At 73.4% G+C, this 1321-nt stretch carries 2 protein-coding genes; both read right to left on the reverse strand.

Going from position 1 to position 1321, the window contains the following annotated elements; translation table 11 throughout:
* Positions 1 to 675, reverse strand: a 675-nt coding sequence (locus B447_RS22935; RefSeq protein WP_443080997.1) for an efflux RND transporter periplasmic adaptor subunit, incomplete at its 3' end; no start/stop codon positions are given.
* Positions 672 to 1321: TolC family protein (locus tag B447_RS21500; protein ID WP_004249281.1), on the reverse strand; the 650-nt coding region annotated here is incomplete at its 5' end. The genes B447_RS22935 and B447_RS21500, both read right to left, overlap by 4 nt.

Below are 1321 nucleotides of genomic sequence, written 5' to 3' on the forward strand. Positions count from 1 at the left end.
GCGGGCCTCGGGGTCGGCAGCGCTGGCGGTCACCAGGCGCTCGGCGATGCGGACCTCCTCGCCCGCCGACTGCAGCGCCGGGCTCCAGGCCGTGAGCAGCGGCTGGCCGCGGCGCACGACGTCACCCACCGCGCTTACATGCAGGCGCTCGATCCAGCCCTCGAAGCGCGGCGCCACCACCACCTGCGCGCGCTCGTCGATCTCCACCCGGCCGCTGGCACGCAGCACCGCATCGAGCGTGCCGCGCGCCACCGTTGCCGTGCGCACGCCCAGGGTCTGCATGCGCGCCGGGCTCACCCGCACGGTGCCGGCGTCGTCGCTGGCCTCGTCGGCATAAACCGGGATGTAATCCATGCCCATGGAGTCCTTCTTGGGCACCGGCGAGGTGTCGGGCAGGCCCATCGGGTTGCGGTAGTAGAGGATCTGGCGCTCGCCACTGGCTGGGGCGCCGGTATTCGTCACCGCAGCGACCACGCCGCTGTCGGCTTCCGTCCCGATCTGCGCAGCGCTGCCATGGACCGGACCCGCAGCGCGGCTGCCCACCCAGTAGCCGGCGGCCCCCACTGCCGCCACCAGCGCCAACAGGGCGAGTACGCGCAGTGCGCCACGCCCTGCCTTGGCCTCACCTGCCTCCGCCGCAGATTGCCCTGCAGCGGGTTTCATGTGATCAGTCACTCAAGCTCTCCGGACAGTCGCTGCAGCTCGATCAGCGCCATGCGCGCCTCGACCTCCGTCTGCAGCAGGGCCAGCCGGGTGTCGAGCACCTGGGCTTCGGCCATCAATACCTCGCCAATACCGACCTGGTTGCCGGCCAGGCCCGCGCGCGCTGCGTCGCGCCCGGCCTCTGCCTGGGGCAGCAAGGTGGAGCGCAGCAACTGCAGGCTGTCACTGGCTGCCCGCCACGACGCCCACGCCGCACCCAACTCACCGGCGATGCGCGTCTCGGCCGCGCGCCGGCGGGCCTCGGCGGCCAGGCCGAGCGCTGCGGTCTCGCGCTGACGCGCGTCGCGCACGCCCTGCTGCAAGGGGATCATCACCTCGAACATCAGATCCCAGGACTCGCGGCCCTCGCGCGGGCGGTTGTAGGTGACGCCGACCGCGTAGTCGGGCTGGCGCTCGCGGCGCGCGCGTTCGCGCTCGATGCGCGCAGCGTCTACGCCGATGGCCTCGGCGCGCACTTCGGGGTGGGCCGTGCGTGCGCGCTCGACCAGGGTGGCGAACGCGAGCCCGGCGGGTAGCGGCGCGGGCGGCTGTGGCGCGGCGAGCGGCGCATCGGGCGCACGCCCGAGCAGGGCATTGAGCGCGGCGTGATCACCTCGAG

Source organism: Thauera sp. 27 (assembly GCF_000310125.2).
GTDB lineage: Bacteria > Pseudomonadota > Gammaproteobacteria > Burkholderiales > Rhodocyclaceae > Thauera > Thauera mechernichensis.